Consider the following 16,824-nt stretch of genomic DNA (forward strand, 5'->3'; position numbering starts at 1 on the left):
TGGGGAAGTTGTGAGCATCGAAGAACGCAGGGCCACTCGAAAGGCGACGTTGTTCGACGTCGGAGTGACACTGCTCGGTGCGGTCGACGGTCCGTCCGTCAATGTGCGTGCGGTCTGCAAGGCCGCCGGTTTGACCGAGCGGTACTTCTACGAAAGCTTCACCGATCGCGATCAGTACGTTGTCGCGGTCCACACGTTTGTCGCCGAGCGTGCGCAGTCGGCGCTTGCGTCGGCAGTGGAGTCGGAGACGACATCCGAGGCCGTCGCCACCGCTGCGGTCGACGCTTTCGTCAAGCTGATGGTCGACGATCCGGCGATGGGGAGAGTGCTCCTGATCGCCCCGCTCTCGGAACCCGTCCTGAGCGGCCGCGGTATCGAATCGATGCCGGCGTTCGTCGACCTGGTGTACGACCAGTTGTCCGAGATCGCTGATCCCGTGGACAAGCAACTGGTGGCAGTCGGACTGGTCGGGGCGTTGTTCACACTGTTCATCGGTTATCTGGACGGCACGATCGTCGTGGACCGTGATCGATTTGTCCGCCACTGCGTCAGGCTGCTGATCAACGCTAACCAGGCGTGAAGGGCTGGCAGGCCGGGCAGAAGAAGATATTTCGCTCGGTGAGCTGATCCGGTCCGAGGGTGTCTTCTCTGATGCGAGTTCCGCAACGGCGGCACGGTTTTCCGCGTCTGCCGTACACCCATGTCTGCCTACCGGGGCGGGTGTCGCCGGTGGTGACCCGGATGCGACGTGACTTGTTGACGTTGATGGTGCGAAAAGACAGATCCACTATCGCGTCGAGATTCCCCGCGAGATGTGTCGGCGTTTTCGGGTGAATACCTCGTAGGAAGCAGATCTCGTTTCGGTACACGTTGCCCAGTCCGGCCATCACCCGCTGATCCAGGAGCGCGATTCCGATCGGTACGGAGTCGGCGGCCCGTAGATTTCGGGCGGCCACGGAACTGTCCCAATCGGTCCCGAGCAGATCCGGTCCGAGATGTCCGACGGCCTCCTGTTCCTGCCCGAGTTCGAGGATCTCGGTGATTCCCAGTGAAAAGCCAACTGCTACAGAGTCTTCGGTGGCCAAGATGATGCGCGCTTGATGGGCGGGTCGGCGCCAGCGCTCGCCGGGGCGATAAATCTGCCACTGACCTTCCATCTTCAGATGCGTGTGAATGGACGCTTCGCCCACTCGGATCAGGAGATGTTTTCCGCGGCTGGCGACGGAATCCACGCGGTGGCCCGAGAGATCAACCGTGGCGTAACGAGGAACGCGGACGTCGCAGGTGGTGAGTACCTTCTCGGCCAGGGCAGCGCGCAGTTCATTGGCGGCCCGCCACACGGTATCGCCCTCAGGCATGGTCGCCGCACCCACACTTCAGGATCTCAACTTCCACGATCTCAATCATCATGACCCCAATCCTCATGACCGCAACCGGAATCCGCGAGGGGTGGCCGCGAAGCCGGCTTCGACCAGGACCGGAGCAAAATCGTTGCCGTGGATGGTCTCTCCGTCGACCTTCTCCACTACCAACTTGTCGATGGCGCGAGAAGTCACCTTCTGAGCAAGTGACAGTGCTGCCAGGCGCAACGTTCCGCCGTCGTCGGTGAATGTCAGGATCGTGCGACCGCCGCGCTCGACGAACAGAACCAACTCACCCTCCACCAGAACTACCAGTGCGCCGGCTTTTCGTCCGGGTCGGTGTCCTGGTGACTCCTCGCCCCCCGACGCCGGCCACGGCAGCGCCGCGCCGTACGGGTTTGCCGGGTCGCACGCCGCGAGAGTGACTGCAGCCGAGGAGGTATGGCGCCCCTCGATGGAATCACCGAACGTCCGCAAGCGGTCCACCACGGGAGGCGTGGAGAATTGAGCGCCGCCCAGGGTGTCCACGAAGTATCCGCGTCGAGCGCGCCCGTTGTCCTCGAACGTGCTCAGTACCTTGTAGATCAACGCGAAACCGCCCGGCACGTTCTCGCTCATCACCGAACCGCGGGTGACGACGCCGTATCGTTCGAGCAGCAGATCAGCCGTGGCGTGCGCCCGGATAGTGGGGTCAGGTTCGATACCTGGCAGCTGGAACCACCGACCGGAGGCAGTTGCCGGTCCCGTGCGCGCGGGCGTGGAAGCGCGGGCCATTCCGCGGTACGGACGGGCCCGCGGAACACGGCGAGGCGATCGGTGACTGGTTGTTGTTCTGGTGGTGTCGGAGAGAAGTGCGCGCAGCGGTGCAACGGTGTCGTTACCGATGTGTCCGAGCCACACCAACTCCCACAGTGCCGTCGTCACCGCACTGTCGACCGTGTCCGCAGCCGACTCCGTAGTTCGCAACGCGTCGACCAACTGGCGGAAGAAGTAGGCACCGCCGCCGGACAGCAGGTCGAGGATGCGCTTCTGCAATTCCGAGACGTCGGTGTCGGCGGGCGAATTGAGCGTGATCGGTGCCAGGTCGGCGGGGTGCAGCACTACCCACCCGTCCTTGCCCGAGATAGCTCCCGATCCGGACCACAGGACTTCACCCGTCGACGTGAGTTCGTCCAACATCGCGGGAGAGTAGTCGGCAACTCGGCTCGGCAGGATCAACGATTCGAGAGCGGACGCCGGAATCGGGACGCCGGCAAGTTGATCGACCACCGTTGCAACACCGTCGATTCCTCGCAGCGTGCCGCCCACGTGCTGCCAACTGGGAAGGAATCGCCCGAGGGTCGCGGTGCTGACCGGCTCGACCTCCTGCCGTGCCGCGGCGAGCGAGCGACGCCGCAAGCGACGCAGGACCTCGGCGTCGCACCATTCGCTTCCGGTTGCAGACGGGCGGAATTCACCTTCCAGGACCCGCTTTTCGAGCGCGAGCCGACCGAGAACGTCACGCGCGACTGATACTCCGAGACCGAAGCGTGCAGCCGCGTCGGCGAGAGTGAAGGGACCGTGGGTGCGGGCGTACCGGCTCAGGAGGTCGTCGAGTGGTTGATCGACCGGCTCGATGAACGCGGCCGGAACGCCGATGGGTAGGGGAACGCCGAGTCCATCGCGAAGCCGCGCTGCATCTTCGACGACGGTCCACCAGCTCTCGCCCGCATACGAGACGTGGAGGGCGCGTTTGTCCGTAACCAACTTCTCGAGCCATGAGACCGGGTCCTCGAGACAGCGTTCGGTGACTTCTTCGGTGGTCAGCGGGCCGAGCATGCGGAGGAGGTCGGCAACACCCTCGAGGTCTTTGGCCTTTCGGTCAGGGACGAGCCGTTGCAGTTCACGTTCGGCCTGCTCGATCACTCCGGCGTCGAGGAGCTCGCGCAGTTCGACGCGGCCGAGGAGTTCGGCCAACAGCGTGGAGTCCAAGGACAAAGCGGCGGCGCGTCGCTCGGCGAGGGGGCTGTCGCCCTCGTACATGAACGAACCCACGTAGTTGAACAGGAGCGCACTGGCGAACGGAGACGGAGAGGCCGTCTCCACCTCGACGATTCGAATCTGCCTTTTCTCGATCTTGCCGAACAATTCCTTCAGTGCAGGCAGGTCGTAAACGTCCTGCAAGCACTCGCGTACGGTCTCGAGCAGGATCGGGAAGGTCGGGAACTTGCGGGCGACGTCCAGCAGTTGCGCCGACCGCTGACGCTGCTGCCACAGTGGTGCACGTTTTCCGGGATTGCGGCGGGGGAGAAGCAGTGCGCGGGCGGCACATTCGCGGAATCGGGAAGCGAAGAGCGCGGAGCCGCCCACCTCTTGGGTGACCAGATCTTCGATGTCCTCGACGTCGAAGGTGAACAGTTCGGCGCCGGGAGGTTCGTTCTCGGTGTCGGGGAGACGGATGATGATGCCGTCGTCGGAGGCCGTCGGACTGGAATCGACGCCGTATCGTTCCTGCAGGCGCGCCCCGATGGCGAGGGCCCACGGTGCGTGAACCCGTTGGCCGTACGGGGAATGCAGCACCAGACGCCAGTCACCGAGTTCGTCGCGGAAGCGTTCGACCACCAGGGTTCGATCCGACGGCACCTGCCCGGTGGCATTCTTCTGCTCACCGACGAGTTGGATCAGATTGGTTGTGGCGTTGTGATCGAGCCCGCCCACGCGACAACGCTCGACGACGTCGGCTTCGTTACCCAGCGCGGTCTCTCGAACGAATTGTCCCAACGCCTGTCCGAGTTCGGCGGGGCGACCGAGTCCGTCGCCGTGCCAGAAGGGCAAACGACCCGGCATGCCGTAGGCGGGGCTGACCAGAACCCGATCGAAGGTGATCTCCTCGATCCGCCAACTGGTGGCGCCGAGCGCAAAGACGTCGCCGACCCGGGATTCGTAGACCATTTCCTCGTCGAGTTCGCCGACGCGGGACGCTTTCTCGCCAACCATGTAGACGGTGAAGAGGCCGCGGTCGGGGATTGCGCCGCCGGAAGTGACGGCCAAACGCTGCGAACCCGGGCGGCCCGTGAGCGTGTTGGACTCACGATCCCAGACAAGGCGAGGACGTAATTCGGCGAACTCGTCCGAGGGGTACCGCCCCGCCAGCAAGTCCAGAGTCGATTCGTACGCCGAACGGGGAAGCGTTGCAAAGGAACCGCTTCGGCGCACCGTCTCGAACCAGTCGTCGACGTCGATCGGTTCGAGAGCGGTGGCCGCAACAGTTTGCTGAGCGAGGATGTCGAGGGGATTGGCCGGAACGGCCATCGCTTCGATCTTGCCTTCGACCATGCGCTCGACGGTCACCGCGCAATGAATCAGGTCGGTGCGATGCTTGGGGAAGACGACGCCTCGCGATATCTCGCCGACCTGGTGGCCGGCGCGGCCGACACGTTGCAGGCCGCTGGCAACAGAAGGCGGTGCCTCCACCTGGATGACCAAGTCGACGGCGCCCATGTCGATTCCGAGTTCGAGGCTGCTGGTGGCGACGACGCATCGCAATCGACCCGATTTGAGGTCGTCTTCGATGAGGGCTCGCTGGTCTTTGCTGACCGATCCGTGGTGGGCGCGAGCAAGGAGGGGTTCGGCGCCGTAGTTGACCTCGGTGGGAGCCCCGATCTGCGCGGGCGGGCGAGATGTTTTCTCGACGGCCAGACCGATGCGTTCTGCATGAATCTCGTTGAGCCTGGCTGTCAATCGTTCGGCGAGGCGGCGAGAGTTGGCGAACACGATGGACGATCGGTGGTCGAGAACGAGGTCGACGATCTGTTCCTCGACGTGGGGCCAGATCGAACCGGCTTGCGGGGTGGGAGATTCGGAACCGTCGTCCGGCGTCGCGATCCCCAGTTCGGTCATGTCCTCGACGGGAACACGGACCGTGAGGTCGAAGGTCTTGGCGGCAGGCGGTGCCACGATCCGGATGGGTGCCGAACCGGCGAGGAACCGCCCGATCTCCTCGTGCGGACGGACAGTGGCCGACAATCCGATGCGTTGCGCCGGACGCTCGAGCAAGCCGTCCAGGCGTTCCAGTGAGAGCGCGAGGTGAGAGCCGCGCTTGGTGCCCGCCACCGCGTGAACCTCGTCGACGATCACGGTGTCGACACCGACCAGTGTTTCCCGGGCAGCGGAGGTGAGCATCAGGAACAACGACTCAGGCGTGGTGATCAGGATGTCCGGGGGTCGTTTGATCAACGAGCGCCGATCGGCCTGGGACGTATCACCGGAACGGACACCGACGGTGATCTCGGGCGGAGTGAGGCCTAGACGCTTCGCCGTCTGCGTGATGCCGACCAGCGGCGCGCGAAGGTTCCGCTCGACGTCCACACCCAGCGCTTTGAGCGGCGAAATGTAGAGGACTTTGGTGGCGCGTTCGCCTTCGTCCTTGGCGGCGAGTTGATCGAGCGCCCACAGGAACGCCGACAATGTCTTGCCGGAGCCGGTGGGCGCGACGACAAGTGTGTGAGAGCCACTCGCGATGGATTCCCAGGCGCCGAGCTGCGCAGCAGTCGGAGCGCTGAAAGCGCCGCCGAACCACTCGCGTGTGGCGGGCGAGAACCTACCGAGGACGTTGGTCACGACCACCATATTGCCCCTTCCCACCGACAGCGTGTTCGTGCCTGCAGCCGAAGCGCAGAGCATACTATTTGCCCTGTTATAGCGATTCTCTTGTTATCGAGAAGGCGAGTGCCTGATGGAAGCAGTCAAGATTGTCCTCGAGCTGGCGGTAGTGCTCGGGGCGATTGTCATGGGTACCAGATCGAGCGGTGTCGCTCTCGGTCTGTGGGGCGGCGCAGGTGTTGCCGTCCTCGTGTTCGTCTTCGGAGAGGACGTCGGCAGTCCGCCGGTCGACGCTCTCCTCATCGTCCTGTCCGTCGTCCTCGCGTCGTCGATGATGCAGGCGGCCGGTGGTATCGACTGGATGGTCACCATCGCGGCCAAGTTGATCGAATCTCGCCCGAAACAGATCACGCTGATCGCGCCGTTGGTGTCATTCCTGTTCTCGGTCGGTGCCGGCACGTCCAACATCCTCTACCCACTGCTCCCCGTCATCTACGACGTCTCGTACAAGAACGGTGTGCGGCCGTCACGACCGCTGTCGCTGTCAGTTGTCTCGACCGGTGTGGCGCTGGCGTGTAGTCCGGTGTCCGCGGCAATGGCGGCAATGGTCACGCTGACCGACGTGCCGCCCTACGATTTCGAACTCATCGACATCATCAAGATCACCTTCCCGGCTGCTGTTGTCGGCATCGTCCTTTCCTCCATCGCGGTCAACCGACTCGGCAAAGATCTCGCCGACGACCCGGAGATACAGGCGAAGATGAAGTCGGGCGAATTGGCCGGACCTGGTGCAGCCTCCAAGACCGAACTCGTCTCGACGAAGACCGGACGAAACGCGGCACTGATCTTCCTCGCCGGCGTCCTGGCTATCGTGATCTTCGGCCTGTTCAAGGGGATTCGTCCCGAAGCTGCCGACGGTACTCCGATGGGGATGACACCGATCATCGAAATGCTGATGTTCGTCGTGGGTACGTTGATCCTGCTGGTGTGCCGCCCGAATGTCGCCGACGTGCCGTCGTCGACGGTGTTCCGTGCCGGTATGGTCTCGGCCATCGCGCTGTTCGGTCTGGCATGGCTGACGGACACGTTCATCAGCGCCCATTCCGAGCTGATCACGAGCACCGTCGGCGACTGGGTCAACGCCGCGCCGTGGATCTTCGCGCTCGGTGTCTTCCTGGTCTGTGTACTGACGACCAGTCAGTCGACCGCTACGAGGACCATCGTGCCGATCGGTCTCGCTGCCGGGATTGCACCCGGTCTGGTGAGCGGAATGTGGGCCGGAGCGTTTGCCGGCGTCTACCTGTTGCCGACAAACGGTTCGCAGATCGCGGCTGCGAACTTCGACCTCTCGGGCAGCACGAAGCTCGGTTCCAAGCTCGTCGACCACTCGTTCTTCCTGCCGACCATCATCTTGGCCGTCACGACGATTGCGGCCGGCGCGTTGTTCGGAGTGGTGCTCGGTTGAGTATTGCGACTGAGTCAGCCCTGAGTGACAGCGCTGAGTCAGCTGTTGCGGTAGTGGTCCCAGCTCGCCTTGCACGCGTGGGCGAGCTGGTCCACCCGTTCGGCGTCGGGTGTAGGCCAGTCGACGCCGGGTTCCATGATGTAGGCGGCCAGTTCGTCTCCCAGTAGGAATTCTCGTTTGAATTCGGCCTGAACCGCGCTCAACGTGATCCCGGCTTCGGCGGCGCGGGCGCTCAATTCGGCGAATCTGGCTCCGGCTCGAATGATTTCGAAACTGCCGAGGTACGGCTGATTGAGAGCGACGGCATCCGGATCGTCGACCTGAAATCCCTTGCGATGTGAGATCGCAAGTGTGCGAATGAGCTCCGGATCCATCGTCACGGGATTGTCGCCGCGTCGATTGCCGTCGTGGTCGCCACGATTGGAGAGCGCGACGACGTCGGGGAGCCGATCTGCTTCCGGCCGTTCGACATTGACGGCGCCGTCCTGCCGGGTGGTGTGGTTCATCGTGTCGTGGAACGACAAGGTCGTGAACGATCGACCGAGTTCGAAGCTCTTCGCCACCATGGCTTCGATCAGTGCGTCGCGAGTTCTCTCGTAGACGCCCAAACCGTGTTCAGCTGTCTCGGTGAAGGTCTCGGCGAGGTCCTTCCAGCCCGCGTCGTCGGTCGGCTCGAGCAGCAGGGGGTAGAACGAGAAGGTGACAGGGCGAACTGCGTCGACGCCGGTGAGGTCTGCTTTGTTGCCTGCACCGGCCTTGTGGACGCGGGCGAATGCTTCGCGCAGTGACGCTTCCAGGTTTTCGGGCTTCGCACGGTTGGGATCGCGAATCATGCGAGGGTGCGGATTCTCCACGTATACGATGCGCGAATCGATTTCGGCCCAACGGCGCACGATGGGACTGGTGGACATGTCGGTGAAGTCGAATTGCAGCCGCTGTGTGAACTCGGGTGCGAGAAAACGTGAGAGTTCTGCTGGAATCGCGGAACCCGAGTGTGGGCAACTGACAAGAAGGTCGGCGTCGGCGATGGCGTCGTCGAGACTGCGGGAGTCACGATCGGCATAGAACGTCAGGTCCTCCGCCGTGAACACGGTTCCGGCCGGGATGAGTACTGGTTCTCCACTGGTCATGAATCCCAGCGTAATCGAGTACAACCTTGCGTACTCAGTATCCGGTGAGTCGTTCCACGAGAGCCGTTTTGATCTCCGGGCGACCAGCCGCGACAAGAGTGAAGGTGGCTTCACGCATGAGCCGCTCGGGGGTGTTGCTGCCGACCAGAGCGCGGCTTCCGGTCGCAGTCACGAGTGCGGCCGACGCGCGTATCGCAAGTTCCGACGCTCGGGCGCGGGCGGCCGACATGTCGCCGCCGTCGCGCAGTGCTGCATCGAGATCGGCGCGCGCCCGGGTGGCTTGTTCCTCGAACGCGTCGGTGTCGACTCCCAGATCCGCGAGTTCGGTGACAGCACGGCGGGTGATGCCCATGGCCATCGCGCCGTTGAGCCACAAGCCGGGGAGCTGGGTGCTCTGGAATTGTTCGTCGCTGACGACAGCACAGACGTCGGTATCGGGAATTTCGAAAGCGTCGAACACGATTCGGACGGTGTTGCTCCCGCGCGCCGCGATCAGTGGAAGCTCCTCGATCGTCAGACCCGGGGCCTCGCCTACCGGTACGACGGAATGAACGATGGAATTGTCGAACTCGTCGCGCGCCGACACCAAGAGAACATCGACGATGCCCCAACCGGTGACGAAGGGTGCGATCCCGTCGAGGACGTAGCCGTCGTTCACCCGCTTCGCCCACAGGAGCGGTGGGCGGGGGATGGCGCCGGCATAGGCAACCCCACCGCGAATCGTGCCGGAAACCAGACCGTCCCAGTATTGCTCGCGCAGAGGTGCATTGGGACTCGCCGCCAGGGCTCCGACGACGCCGTGATGCTGCATCCAGGTGAACGTCGTCGCGAGGCAACCGCCGCACAAGGTTTCGAGGACCTCGACCAGTTCTTCGCTGCCGGGGCCGCCGTCACCGAGGGCGGCGATGCCGTAGAAGCCGTCGGCGGCGAGCGCGTCGAAATGGCTGCTGGGGATTTCTCCGTCGGCGTCGACGCTGTCGGCGACGGGAAACAGAACGGTATCGGCGATCTCACGCGCAAGTTCCGGCCACTTGGTCACGCTGTCAGGGTAAGCCGTGAGCGGGGGTTGTGGTGTGGAACCGAAACCGAGCATCTAGAACGAGGGCGGCGAACTCACGATGAGGAATCTCGCCACCGCGTCGGTGCGATTGAACCACCGGTGCGGGATGGTCGAGGTGTAGAGGAGGGTGTCGCCAACGTGAAGAACGTGATGCTCGTCCAGTCCCACCTCGACCTCGACAGATCCTTCGAGAACATGAATGAACTCTTCGCCGGCGTGCTCGGTGTGCTCACCTGCCTCGGAATGAGGTGCTGCCGTGATCTCGTTGGGTTCCATGGTCCGTGAGCCGGTGGAGCAGAATCGAATCACCGAATCGTGTGCCAGTTCGAAGGTTCGCCCCTCGCCGGCGCGGACGAGGCTGGACGGAGTTCGCTCACCCTGTGCCAAGAGTGCGTGCGCCGTGGTGCCGAGCGATTGCGCGAGGCGATGAAGGTTCATGACACTGGGTACTGCGTGGCCGTTTTCGGTCTGGCTCAGGAAGGGCTGCGACAAGCCCGACTTCACGGCAACCTCGCGCAACGTCAGTCCGGCTTCTTTTCGCGCCGTCCGCACGGCAGCCCCGATTGCGGTCGCTATCGCCTTCTGGTCGTCGTCCATGTGCCGAAGATAGCAGTGCTCTGGTGAAAGTTTTGATTACACAGACGAAACAAATTCGACCACGGTAAGAAATTATCGACGTGCTGAATAGTCCCGTACACGAAACACTTCCAGCTTCGGACGGAGATCGGCGCATGGCCATCCATCCTGTCGACCAGCGGCTCCCATTTGCCCGCCAGTCTGCTTTTGCTCTTCAGCACGTCCTCATCATGTACACCGGCTGCATCACGGTCCCGCTGGTTTTCGGTGCCGCCGTAGGGCTGGACCGCAGCACAGTCGCGATGCTGATCAGCGCGGACTTGCTCGTTGCAGGCATCATCACGATCATTCAGAGCCTGGGCGTCGGGAAGGTCGCCGGTGTCCGGCTGCCGATCGTCTGCGGGGCGACCTTCGCCGGGCTGACGCCGATGATTCTGATCGCCAAGGAGTACGGCCTGCAGGCGGTGTACGGGTCCATGCTGGTCGGTGGCGTAGTCGGCATTGCCTTGGCCGTGCCGTTCGCCAAGATCGTCCGATACTTCCCACCCCTGGTTACCGGCGTCGTCCTCACAGTCATCGGCATCTCGTTGATCGGTGTCGCAGGAGGACTGATCGTCGGAAACGACCCCACCTCCCCGTCGTTCGCCGACCCGAAGAATCTGGCGCTGGCTGCCGCAGTCGTTGTGGTCGCGGTGGCCTTCATCTGCCTCGGCCGCGGGATGTGGACGCAGCTTGGTGTACTGATGGCGCTGGTGATCGGCACCGTGATCGCCATCCCGATGGGCCTGATCGATCTGAGTGGCGTCGGCGGCTCGGCCTGGGTGGGCTTCCCGATGCCGTTCCACTTCGGCGCTCCGGAGTTTCCCGTCACCGCCGTGGTGGCGATGAGTATCGTCATGGCAGTCGTCTTCGCAGAATCGACGGCGAGCATGCTGGCGGTCAGCGAGATCACCGGAAAGCCTTTGAAGAAAGCAGATCTCGCACGAGGGCTGGTGGCCGACGGGATGTCGGGAGTTCTGGGCGGAATCTTCAATGCCTTTGTCGACACCGTTTTCTCGCAGAATGTCGGCGCCGTTGCCACGACCCGGGTGTACAGCCGGTACGTGACCGCTACCAGCGGTGCCATTCTGATCGTCCTCGGCCTCATCCCGCGAATGGGTGAAGTGGTTGCAGCCCTGCCTGATCCGGTGGTCGGCGGCGTCGGAATCATCTTGTTCTCCACTGTCGCCGTGGTCGGAATCAACACGCTGCGCAAGGTCGATCTCAGCGACCCGATCAACACCACGATCGCCGCTGTATCGGTGGGGATCGGTATTCTTCCGGAATTTGCGGAAGGGATGTTCGAGCGATTCCCCTCCTCGGCTCAGATCCTCCTCGGTAGCGGCATCACCTTGGCTGCGGCCTCGGCCTTTTCGCTCAATCTGCTGTTCAATCACACCCGACTCGGTGAACTCGCGAGGCGATCGCGAGAGAGCCTCCATGCCACTGCAAAATCTGAACCCGCCACCAGCTCTGCAGGAGACGCCAGTGTCACAGTCCCAGTCTGATCCCTTCGAAGTGCCCGTCGTCGACATCTCGCCTTACGTGCTCGGTGGTGCCGACCAGGACAAGGCGCGAGTGGCTGCCGAAGTCGACCATGCTTGTCGGACTGTAGGTTTCATGCAGATTCGGGGCCACGGTGTTCCGGCCGCTGTTTCTTCCGGCCTCGCCGAAGCGATGGACGACTTCTTCGGGCTGCCGATGGAGACGAAGTCGGGCTACCGAATCGAGGGCGCGAATCGTGGGTACAGCCCGCCCAAGAGTGAGTCGCTGAGCCTGAGCCTCGGCGTCGAATCCGCGACCAGAATGAACGACTTTTTCGAGGCCTTCAACGTCGGAACCGAAGCCCGATCATTCACCGAACTCGAACTGTCGGAGGACGATTACGGAATCAACCTGTGGCCCGCAGTGTCTGGTTTCACGGAGCGGGTGGAGAATTACTACGCCCATGGCGAGCGGGTGGCACGCACACTGACCACCATTTTCGAAGACGCGCTCGGGCTGACCCCAGGATTCTTCGAGTCGATCACCGACCACTCCATCGACGTACTGCGGATGAACAACTACGCGTTACCCGAAGGGACGGTGACGTTGGACGGTGAGTTGAAGGGGATGGGCGAACATACCGATTTCGGGCTGGTCACCGTGCTGTGGGCGGATCAGGTCGAAGGTTTGCAAGTACTCGGGAGCGACCGACGCTGGCACGATGTCTGGCCGCACGACGGCGCGCTACTGGTCAACCTCGGGGATCTCACCGCGCGACTGACCAACGACAGGTGGATGTCCACGCTGCACCGAGTTGCGCCTCCGGTGGTGAACGGCACCATCAAGCGCCGGCGATCGGCGGCCTTCTTCCATGACGGAAACGTCGACGCGGTGATTGCGACCTTGCCGAGTTTTCAGGACGACTCCGGCTTGGAGTACGAACCCATTACCGTTCGCGATCACATCAAGGCCAAATTGGCCGGGTCGAGGCAGGGGAAGTCCAACGCCGCCGCAGGTCGTGAGGCGGCTCGGGTACTTTCGGCTGCAGAGCTCGAGGTCAAGCAGTGAGTGCACGGAACATCGTCCTGATCCACGGAGCATGGGCCGGCGGTTGGGTCTGGGATCGTGTGTGTGGCCCACTGAAATCGGCCGGCTTCAATCCTGTTGTGGTGGAGCTTCCCGGCTCGGGAAGTTGGAACTCAGACGACGTGATCGATCTCGATGTCGTTGCCGAACATGTTGTGGCAGTTGTCGAGTCCTTGGACGGGCAGTGCGCCCTCGTTGGTCACTCCGGCGGTGGCATCGTGGCCTCACAGGTGGCTGAGTTGCTGCCTTCGCGGGTAACGGGTCTTGTGTACGTCGCAGGGATGATGCTTCCATCGCAGACGGACTTCGGGATGCTCTGCATCGAACTCGGTCTGGAAAGTCCGGTCGGGATCTCACGTTGGTTGGTCCCCGCCGACGACGGGGATGCGACGGTGGTACCGCCCGAAGCCGGTGCCGCTCTGTTCTTCCACGAAGCGCCGGTGGCTGATGCGATCTTCGCCGCGCGCATGCTCGTTCCACAACTGGAGTCAGCCCGCCTGATGGCACCGGTCTGGACGGAAGAGCGATTCGGAACCGTGCCGAGGTTGTATGTCGAATGCACGCTGGATCGAACCGTGCCGATCGAGGCTCAACGCGCCATGCAGAGACTTGTCCCCGGTGCCCAGGTGGTCAGCCTGGGCACCGACCATGCACCGCAGTTGTCGGCGCTCCCGGAGTTGATCGACGCGATCACCGATTTCGCCCGGCAGGTGTTCAGCCGAACTCGACCCCTTGAGCCAGCGGAAGCTGGTCCGAGTAATTGACGGTATTGGTGGCTCGGCGCATGTATGCCTTCCACGAATCCGAACCCGACTCGCGTCCGCCGCCAGTCTCCTTCTCCCCGCCGAATGCGCCGCCGATCTCCGCACCGGACGTTCCGATGTTCACGTTCGCGATGCCGCAATCGGAGCCGTCGGCGGCGAGGAAGTGCTCTGCTTCTCGCTGATCGAGTGTGAAGATCGAGGACGAAAGTCCTTGAGGCACGCCGTTGTGCAGCGCAATGGCGTCGTCGAAGTCGGTGTAGGTCAAGACGTAGAGGATGGGTGCAAAAGTCTCCGCCCGCACCACCTCGGTCTGTGCGGGCATACGAACGAGGGCAGGTGTCACGTAGAACCCGGAATCGCCGACGCGGTCCCCGCCACACACCACAGATCCGCCGTCCGCGCGTGCGGCCGAGAGCGATTTCTGCATCGTCTCGAACGCGGCTTCGTTGATCAGCGGCCCGACCAGAACACCGGAATCGAAGGGACTGCCGACCTCGAGCTGTGCGTACGCGGCCGCAACGCGCTCGACGACGTGATCGGCGATCGACTCGTGCACGATGAGCCGACGAAGTGAGGCGCACCGCTGCCCCGCAGTTCCGGCGGCGGAGAACACGATTCCGCGTACGGCAAGCTCGAGATCTGCCGACGGTGTGACGACTGCGGCGTTGTTGCCACCCAACTCGAGGAGGCTTCGCCCGAAGCGTTCGGCGACCCGCGGAGCCACCGCGCGGCCCATTCGCACGGAACCGGTGGCGCTGACCAAGGCCACCAGTGGGTTGACCACCAAGGCCTCACCGACATCGCGTCCGCCGATGATCAACTGGTGCACGTCGATCGGTGCATCACAGTCGGCGAGGGCGCGTCGGAGTAGGGCGTCACATGCCAGCGCAGTCAGCGGCGTGGTCTCCGAAGGCTTCCAGACGACGGCGTCACCGCACACGAGAGCGATGGCGGTATTCCACGACCACACCGCGACGGGAAAGTTGAACGCGGAGATGACCCCGACAACGCCGAGAGGGTGCCACGTTTCCGTCAACCGGTGTCCGGGACGCTCGGACGGCATGGTGCGTCCGTAGAGCTGCCGGGAGAGACCGACGGCGAACTCGCAGATGTCGATCATCTCCTGTACCTCGCCGAGAGCCTCCGAGGTGACCTTGCCTGCTTCGAGGGTCACGATCTCCGCGAGGTCCTCCTTGTGCTCGGTCAGTAGGCTGCCCAGCCGGCGCACGACCGCGCCGCGCGCCGGAGCGGGGACGGTGCGCCAGGTGAGGAACGCGCGATGCGCCGCGTCGACGGCGTCGTCGACTTCTCTACCGGAGTGCTGCCGAACGGTACGCAGTTGCGTACCGGTGATGGGGGTTCGTGCGCTCAGGTCGCCGGCGGGCCACTCGACACCGCACGCGGCAAGGGCGCTTTCGGCGCGATCGGCGAGGCTCGAAGAATCAGGCAGGTTCACTGGGGAGTCCTCTGTTGTTGTGGGCGGGAGGCAGCACGGCACGTGACGCCTCTTGTTGTGCGCGGTACAGCTCGAACGGATCTTCGATGGTGCGGTCGATGGCGCCCTCCAATCGATCCTGCCCGTATTCGGCGCCGGGCGCATCGGAAACGAATCCGGTCACGGAATCGAGATTGGATGCGAAGATCCCGGCCGCGGAGGCAGGTAGGAAGTCCTCGTAGACGATCGGGTCGCGGACGACAACAGTTCCTTCGTTTCGGTACGTGAAGTACGCCAACCCCGCGGCATCGAGTTCGCTTTCGGAGTGCGGAAATTCGCTGTCCCAATCGGCGTCCTCGGGCGTGGCGATCAGTCGGTCGTAGATCGCTCGCCCGCTGCGGGTCAACGCGATTCCGCGTGCCTCCACCTCGCCGAATCTGACGCGGACGGGCTCAGTGGTGACCGATCCGTCGCGCTGACGGAAGAGTCTGTCTTCGGCCAATGCACGAAACGACGTCTGCCGCAGAAGTAGTGGTGGTCCGCTCCATCTCGGCGGGCCTTGGATGCGGTCGATCATGGTGATACCGCGCTCGGTCATGCGGCGGTACAACTCGTCGATGTCGAGCACTCGCGGGGTGAGGTGATTGACGTGGGTCGAGCCCTGCCCCGCAATGTCTGCAGCGACCGGCGAGATTGCGGCGAGTTCGCGGTACCAGCCCGCGTCGATGGGATCGGTGCCGAGCCGAAACGCCGAGGTCGCTGCATCGACGAACTGTGTCGCCTCGGGCTCCGTCAGGCCGCCCTCGCGACTCGATTGCCGTGCCCACTGCAGAAGTTCGGGAGAGAACAGGGTCCGGCGACGCAGGAACCCGGTGATCCGACGCTCGAGGTCGGTGTCGAAGAACCTGGAATCGGAGCTGGTCAGTACCGAAGTGAAAACACGGAACGGGTTCCGGGCGAGTTCGGCAGGTTCGGTGGGGCGAAACGCCGTCGAGACAACGGGAATGGGGGAGTCGGTGAGCCGGAGGTCGTAATAGCCGACCGGAAACATACCGAATCCGCCGAAGACGGTGGCTACGTCACGTAGTTCGTCGAGAGTCCCCAGTCTGATGGCGCCGTGACGCTCGGCGCTGACTCTCGCCAGGCTGCCCAGGCGCTCGGCAGAATCCGGATGTTCGGCGGCAAAATCACGGTTCACCTGCATCGTTACATCTACCAAGGTGTTGTAAGCGGGGACCTCGTCGCCATACATCTTGGCGAGGGCCGCTGCGAACCGTGCACGTAGCTCCCAGGTTTCAACCATACGAATGTCCGATTGCGTTAGCCTGCGCAGGTGCGAGAAACAGAAACCAGTGACGTTGCCGGTGTTCCGGTCGACGAAACCGATCGACTTTTGATGCGTGAATTGGTCTTGGACGGCCGTGCCACTCTCGCGAGTCTTGCTGAGAAGGCTGGACTCTCGATCTCCGCAGTCCAGTCGCGAGTGCGTCGTTTGGAATCTCGCAAGGTGATCCGTGGGTACTCCGCGAAGATCGATCCGGAGGCACTCGGTCACAATCTGTCCGCATTTGTCGCCATCACTCCTCTCGATCCCTCGCAGCCCGACGATGCGCCTGCCCGCTTGCGTCATCTGCCGGCGGTCGTCTCGTGTCACTCGGTAGCCGGGAGCGAAAGCTACGTCCTCCTGGTCCGGGTGGCGTCACCTCGGGCGTTGGAGCGATTGCTGCAGGAGATCCGTACGGCAGCCAACGTCAACACACGAAGCACCATCATCCTACAAACTTTTTACGACGAATGACGCTTGTTCAATAACTTTTACGGTCCTCTATCGACACTCCCGGA

Annotated in this window: 13 protein-coding genes; 6 read left to right on the forward strand and 7 right to left on the reverse strand. The window is 63.2% G+C overall.

What is annotated here, in order from left to right:
• Positions 1–10: 10 nt before the first annotated feature.
• Positions 11–580, forward strand: a complete 570-nt coding sequence (locus tag ACN50D_RS00765) for a TetR/AcrR family transcriptional regulator (RefSeq protein ID WP_064074929.1) — start codon at positions 11–13, stop codon at positions 578–580.
• Here the strand turns inward: ACN50D_RS00765 and ACN50D_RS00770 are convergent.
• A complete protein-coding gene (locus ACN50D_RS00770) occupies positions 567–1,358 on the reverse strand; it encodes a DNA-formamidopyrimidine glycosylase family protein (RefSeq protein ID WP_030535047.1) in 792 nt (263 codons plus the stop codon). The two genes, ACN50D_RS00765 and ACN50D_RS00770, sit on opposite strands and share 14 nt — an antisense overlap.
• Positions 1,359–1,421: 63 nt before the next feature.
• Positions 1,422–5,969, reverse strand: a complete 4,548-nt coding sequence (locus tag ACN50D_RS00775) for an ATP-dependent helicase (RefSeq protein WP_210378301.1) — start codon at positions 5,967–5,969, stop codon at positions 1,422–1,424.
• A 106-nt stretch (positions 5,970–6,075) separates the two neighbouring features.
• On the opposite strand from ACN50D_RS00775, the gene ACN50D_RS00780 reads away from it, so the two are divergent.
• A complete protein-coding gene (locus ACN50D_RS00780) occupies positions 6,076–7,407 on the forward strand; it encodes an anaerobic C4-dicarboxylate transporter family protein (RefSeq protein WP_007727257.1) in 1,332 nt (443 codons plus the stop codon).
• A 38-nt stretch (positions 7,408–7,445) separates the two neighbouring features.
• On the opposite strand, the gene ACN50D_RS00785 is transcribed toward ACN50D_RS00780, so the two are convergent.
• From ACN50D_RS00785 to ACN50D_RS00795, 3 genes are read right to left on the reverse strand one after another with little or no spacing between them, the layout of a single operon-like run.
• Positions 7,446–8,537, reverse strand: coding sequence for an N-formylglutamate amidohydrolase (locus ACN50D_RS00785; RefSeq protein ID WP_007727250.1), 1,092 nt, complete (start codon positions 8,535–8,537; stop codon positions 7,446–7,448).
• 34 nt (positions 8,538–8,571) lie between these two features.
• Positions 8,572–9,576, reverse strand: coding sequence for an acyl-CoA dehydrogenase family protein (locus tag ACN50D_RS00790; RefSeq protein ID WP_039972812.1), 1,005 nt, complete (start codon positions 9,574–9,576; stop codon positions 8,572–8,574).
• A 54-nt stretch (positions 9,577–9,630) separates the two neighbouring features.
• On the reverse strand, positions 9,631–10,194 hold the full coding sequence (locus tag ACN50D_RS00795) for a helix-turn-helix domain-containing protein (protein ID WP_007727247.1): 564 nt from the start codon (positions 10,192–10,194) through the stop codon (positions 9,631–9,633).
• Positions 10,195–10,328: 134 nt separating this feature from the next.
• Between ACN50D_RS00795 and ACN50D_RS00800 the strand changes: the two genes are divergently transcribed.
• The 3 genes from ACN50D_RS00800 to ACN50D_RS00810 are packed head-to-tail and all read left to right on the forward strand — an operon-like array spanning position 10,329 to position 13,547.
• Positions 10,329–11,720, forward strand: coding sequence for a uracil-xanthine permease family protein (locus ACN50D_RS00800; protein WP_007727244.1), 1,392 nt, complete (start codon positions 10,329–10,331; stop codon positions 11,718–11,720).
• A complete protein-coding gene (locus tag ACN50D_RS00805; RefSeq protein ID WP_042449601.1) occupies positions 11,701–12,765 on the forward strand; it encodes an isopenicillin N synthase family dioxygenase in 1,065 nt (354 codons plus the stop codon). Before ACN50D_RS00800 ends, ACN50D_RS00805 begins: the two co-directional genes overlap by 20 nt.
• A complete protein-coding gene (locus tag ACN50D_RS00810) occupies positions 12,762–13,547 on the forward strand; it encodes an alpha/beta fold hydrolase (protein ID WP_211920467.1) in 786 nt (261 codons plus the stop codon). Before ACN50D_RS00805 ends, ACN50D_RS00810 begins: the two co-directional genes overlap by 4 nt.
• Here the strand turns inward: ACN50D_RS00810 and ACN50D_RS00815 are convergent.
• Both ACN50D_RS00815 and ACN50D_RS00820 read right to left on the reverse strand, forming a co-directional pair.
• Complete coding sequence (locus tag ACN50D_RS00815; protein WP_211920465.1) at positions 13,498–15,003, reverse strand: aldehyde dehydrogenase family protein; 1,506 nt, start codon at positions 15,001–15,003, stop codon at positions 13,498–13,500. The two genes, ACN50D_RS00810 and ACN50D_RS00815, sit on opposite strands and share 50 nt — an antisense overlap.
• Positions 14,990–16,285, reverse strand: a complete 1,296-nt coding sequence (locus ACN50D_RS00820) for a VOC family protein (RefSeq protein WP_007727236.1) — start codon at positions 16,283–16,285, stop codon at positions 14,990–14,992. The genes ACN50D_RS00815 and ACN50D_RS00820 overlap by 14 nt, the downstream gene beginning before the upstream one ends.
• Positions 16,286–16,315: 30 nt before the next feature.
• Between ACN50D_RS00820 and ACN50D_RS00825 the strand changes: the two genes are divergently transcribed.
• Positions 16,316–16,780 carry an Lrp/AsnC family transcriptional regulator gene (locus tag ACN50D_RS00825; RefSeq protein ID WP_003940830.1) on the forward strand — a complete coding sequence of 155 codons (465 nt, stop codon included), beginning with the start codon at positions 16,316–16,318 and terminating at the stop codon, positions 16,778–16,780.
• Positions 16,781–16,824 lie beyond the last annotated feature (44 nt).

The organism is Rhodococcus sp. SB1D (assembly GCF_048573875.1).
Classification (GTDB): domain Bacteria; phylum Actinomycetota; class Actinomycetes; order Mycobacteriales; family Mycobacteriaceae; genus Rhodococcus_F; species Rhodococcus_F qingshengii.

Coding starts and splice junctions, on each gene's coding strand:
- ACN50D_RS00775 (WP_210378301.1), bottom strand. CDS start 5,969: ATGGTGGTCGTGACCAACGTCCTCGGTAGGTTCTCGCCCGCCACACGC.
- ACN50D_RS00770 (WP_030535047.1), bottom strand. CDS start 1,358: ATGCCTGAGGGCGATACCGTGTGGCGGGCCGCCAATGAACTGCGCGCT.
- ACN50D_RS00780 (WP_007727257.1), top strand. CDS start 6,076: ATGGAAGCAGTCAAGATTGTCCTCGAGCTGGCGGTAGTGCTCGGGGCG.
- ACN50D_RS00800 (WP_007727244.1), top strand. CDS start 10,329: ATGGCCATCCATCCTGTCGACCAGCGGCTCCCATTTGCCCGCCAGTCT.
- ACN50D_RS00795 (WP_007727247.1), bottom strand. CDS start 10,194: ATGGACGACGACCAGAAGGCGATAGCGACCGCAATCGGGGCTGCCGTG.
- ACN50D_RS00820 (WP_007727236.1), bottom strand. CDS start 16,285: ATGGTTGAAACCTGGGAGCTACGTGCACGGTTCGCAGCGGCCCTCGCC.
- ACN50D_RS00785 (WP_007727250.1), bottom strand. CDS start 8,537: ATGACCAGTGGAGAACCAGTACTCATCCCGGCCGGAACCGTGTTCACG.